General features: G+C 40.8%; 3 protein-coding genes and 1 pseudogene. 3 read left to right on the plus strand and 1 reads right to left on the minus strand.

Annotation, left to right across the window (positions count from 1 at the left end):
- Positions 1-210 precede the first annotated feature (210 nt).
- Together G625_RS0114505 and G625_RS21565 are read left to right on the plus strand one after the other, a co-directional pair.
- Positions 211-1,341, plus strand: coding sequence for an aldo/keto reductase (locus tag G625_RS0114505; RefSeq protein WP_044932987.1), 1,131 nt, complete (start codon positions 211-213; stop codon positions 1,339-1,341).
- 724 nt (positions 1,342-2,065) lie between these two features.
- On the plus strand, positions 2,066-2,377 hold the full coding sequence (locus tag G625_RS21565) for a hypothetical protein (protein ID WP_029201666.1): 312 nt from the start codon (positions 2,066-2,068) through the stop codon (positions 2,375-2,377).
- A gap of 315 nt (positions 2,378-2,692) precedes the next feature.
- Here the strand turns inward: G625_RS21565 and G625_RS0114515 are convergent.
- A pseudogene (locus G625_RS0114515) lies at positions 2,693-3,004 on the minus strand (IS1634 family transposase); the annotation flags it as partial.
- Positions 3,005-3,352: 348 nt separating this feature from the next.
- Here G625_RS0114515 and G625_RS0114520 point away from each other — a divergent pair.
- On the plus strand, positions 3,353-3,871 hold the full coding sequence (locus G625_RS0114520; protein ID WP_156885153.1) for a hypothetical protein: 519 nt from the start codon (positions 3,353-3,355) through the stop codon (positions 3,869-3,871).
- Positions 3,872-4,078 lie beyond the last annotated feature (207 nt).

Genomic DNA, 4,078 nt, shown 5'->3' on the forward strand with positions numbered 1-4,078 from the left:
TTTTCCTGACATAATAGATACCTCTTTTTCCTTGATGTATCTATTATACCAAAGATAATTATCAGTTTCAGTTATTTAATGAATGTTGTACTAGTAGAAGTGATACGTGAAGAATATGAAAAGGTTAATAATAGTTTTGTTATTTCAAAGGAGAACATTTTAAATTCTACATTTTGGAAAGATTGAAGGTATAATAAACAGGAGGCATTTATGGAGATAAACAAGTTTTTTCCTGAGATTCATGGCAATTTCGGCTTTGGGTGTATGCGTCTTCCGATGGTCCAAAACAAAGTAGATTATGTTGAGTTCACCAAGATGGCAGATACCTTTATAAATGCAGGCTTTAACTATTTTGACACAGCCCACGGCTACATCGGCGGTCAATCAGAAACCGCAATAGGTGATTGTGTGGCATCAAGATACAGCAGGGATAAGTTTCTTCTCACAAATAAACTGACCGATCCGTATTTCAAAAAGCAGGAAGATATACGTCCCTTCTTTATGCAACAGCTCGCATGGTGCAAGGTTGATTATTTCGATTTTTACCTGATGCATGCCCAAAACAGAAATAATTATGAGAAATACAAGCGATGCAAGGCATATGAAACAGCATATGAGTTTAAGAAGGAAGGCTTGATAAAGCATTTGGGACTCTCATTCCATGATAAGGCAGATGTTCTAGACATGATCCTGACAGAACATCCTGAGATTGAAATTGTCCAGATCCAGTTTAACTATGCAGATTATGAGGATGCATCTGTTGAGAGCAGGAAAGTTTATGAGGTATGTGAGAAACATGATAAGCCTGTTTTGGTGATGGAGCCTGTCAAGGGCGGAAGCCTTGTGAATCTTCCTCCTGAAGCTGATAAAATACTACGCGGTCTTAATGGAGGAAGTAATGCAAGCTATGCGATCCGCTTTGCTGCAAGTTTCCCCAAAATGGCAGTAGTACTCTCCGGAATGAGTAACATGGAGCAGATGACAGACAATATTTCTGCCATGAAAGACTTCATGCCTCTTGATGAAAAGGAAATGGACGCGGTACATAAAGTATGCGATATTTTCAGAAGCATGAATCTGATTCCATGTACGTCGTGCCGTTACTGTATAGAGGAAAATGAATGTCCAAAGGGTATACGCATACCGGACATGTTTTCATCTCTTAATGCTCATGAGGCTTTCCATAACTGGAACACTACCTTTTATTACAAGAATGTCATTACCGGGAACGGTCATGGCAAAGCATCAGACTGTATTAGATGCGGAAAGTGCGAAAAGGTATGTCCACAGCATCTGGAAATCAGAAATCTGTTAACTAAGGTGGCTTCTATATTTGAATGACAGTATTGTCTGGTGAACTGTCCACTAGCTATATCAGATGGACGGGGACAGCATAGCGATAAGATTGACTTATATGCTATGTTGATAGCTGCTCTTGTTTCATTAAGTCCTCTAAACTTAAAGGACTGCTCCGAAGAACAGTCCTTTTCAACTGCCACTTTGATAGCTGGGCTATCCGGTAGGCCGCTCCGACTTTTAACAACTGCCACTTCGATAGCTGGGCTATCCGGTAGGCCGCTCCGACTCTTACAACTGCCACTTTGATGAATGACCATCTAGCAGGCCGCTCTACGTACCAAAGAGTTTAAGCGAAAACAATTAAAAATTCAATGTATTCATTAAAAAAAGAAATTAACTTTCTGTAAAAGGAAACGGTCAGAAAAGATTCATCAGGTTATCTTCTCTTGGAGCAGGTTACACTGAAGATGACATAAGGAAACGTATCATAAGAGAAGAAGAGCCTGATTCCAAAGATCAGAAACAATCAGGGAAAGAAAGTCAACAGTCAGCCCGAAAGAGAAGAACGCCTGCAAGAGGATTTGACCTTCTCATCGATATCAATAAGAAGATGTAGGAAGGAAAAGGTAAGGGATATGAACGCTGGGCAAAGATATATAATGTTAAGCAAATCACCAGGGCACTTCTGTTCCTACAGGAGCATGGCATAAGAGACTATGAGGAACTTTCAAAAAAGGCAGACCAGACTACAGAAAGATTCAATGCTGTGTCCAGTCAGATAAAAGAGAAAGAAGAAAAGCTCAATGATATAGCATCTCTCAAAATGCATATCATAAATTTCGCAAAGACAAAGAAGATTTATGACGCTTACCGGGATTCAGGATACGACAAAAATTTCTTTGAGGCACACAGGGAAGAGATAACACTTCACAGGGCTGCGAAGGAAGCCTTCAACAGATACAAAGGCAAGAAACTCCCGAAAGTCAATGAACTATCTGAAAAGTACAGGGAAGTTCTGGCAGAAAAGCCATCTATGATTTTAAGATTTCTAAACTTGAAGGCAATGATTTGTAAATAATTATAAGAAAAGAATTCCGATAAACAATCCGGAATTCTTTTTTTATGGATTAGTTTTAATGAATAAAAATATCCCGTCTTTGACAGCTTTTTAAATAAAAAAGTCCTGCGATCCGCTCTGTGAGCGGGTTTCAGGACTTTTATAAATTTTACAGATGCACGTTACGCATCTCTGATACTTGGCTTAATGTCAAAAAGGAAGCCCGACCTCCGGTCGGCCTTTGAATTAGTAGTTGGATACCTTTATCAGACTAAGGATTAGTGGGGGTGCTGCACCCTTTATTCAGAGGCAGAAGCGTAGGCTTCTGGCTTCCTTTTACTTCTTGGTCTGAGAGATGATATTTCTCATCTTTGCTATTGGGACTATCTGCTTTGAGGTGCAGAATCCAAATGCTTCGTGAAGAGCATCGGTTATCCCGGTTCTTGTATATACCGGTTGGTAACCCTTTCCTTCGTACTTCATAAAGTCCATTTCCTGTAGTGTCGGGAGTATCTGATCGATAGTATATTTTCCACCAAGTTTTTTCTCCAGATACCTGTATACGATAAGTGCTATGAAACAGGTTATGAAATGTGCGAGGATCCGGTCCTGCTGGTTCAGATACACAGGTCGGGCTTCAAAGTCTGTTAAACAGCCAATAAGCGTTAGAAGTGAATATATACACCAACCAATATGAAGCCGATATGAGACCGTTTTCCCATGCCGGGAGGCGGCTTTTTTGCTTTGCTGTAACAGATGTTTTAAATGAGAAAGTCAGTAAGAGCTCTGTTTTTGTATGATAGAATAGTACTATAAATCTTGTTGATTTCAGTTCGTCGGGCAGGTGGAAAATACTGAGAGAATACTAAGTGAAAGGGTGCGGATTGACGGATTATACCTGCTGTCATATGTTTGATATATGAGGATTACAGGAAATAATCCTGAATTGGCATTGATTGGGAAATGCAGCGAGATAAACAGGAGTGTATTGCAGCTATGGATAAAAAGTATACGGCATATGGTCTGGTTTTTCTGAATGTTCTCCTTCAGATAGCAAGTTGTTTATGGTACCGTGAGTTGCCCGGATTTGTATGGACGCTGGCGGATGCCATTGTGATTCTGGCCCCGCTGGTATTCGGATTGAAGATGGGGCTGTTGTGCCTTCTGCCAGTTGCCGCATCTGAACTTCTGTGGTTTTTCAAGGTGGGCGGATTCGGCCCGCTTCTTCACCTGGCGGCATTTACCATAGCTGTCATCTTTATGGCAGCGGCACACCGAAGGCTCGTAGCAATGCCGCGGCGAAAAAGGGCAGTTCTGAGTGGCGTCCTGTTTATCGCAGTCATCGCAGGGGAAGAGTTGCTGTACCACGGCCTGCGGCTGCTGGTTATGCAAAAACCAGTGGACTGGGACACTTTTCTCGGTGTGGTTTTCTCACCTGTGATCCCGGTTGTTCTGATATTGCTTGTAGTTTTTATTAACCGCAGTACTGGAAGCGGTTCGCTGCATCAGGGATAAAATTGGAGTTTGTAAGTGGTACAGCAATTTATGAAAAGGCTCAACCTCTATTTTTTTGGAAATTTCTAATATGTACCTCTTTTCATATTTGCGAATATACGTTCTTTTTTCGTGTACATTTTTTTCTCACATGATTTGCTACGATATTTACAAGTAAAGAAGACCAACGAAACCTAATAACTAAGGTTTTGATTCTTCTTTACTTCT

The organism is Oribacterium sp. NK2B42, from assembly GCF_000424445.1.
In the GTDB taxonomy this organism is placed as follows: domain Bacteria; phylum Bacillota; class Clostridia; order Lachnospirales; family Lachnospiraceae; genus Oribacterium.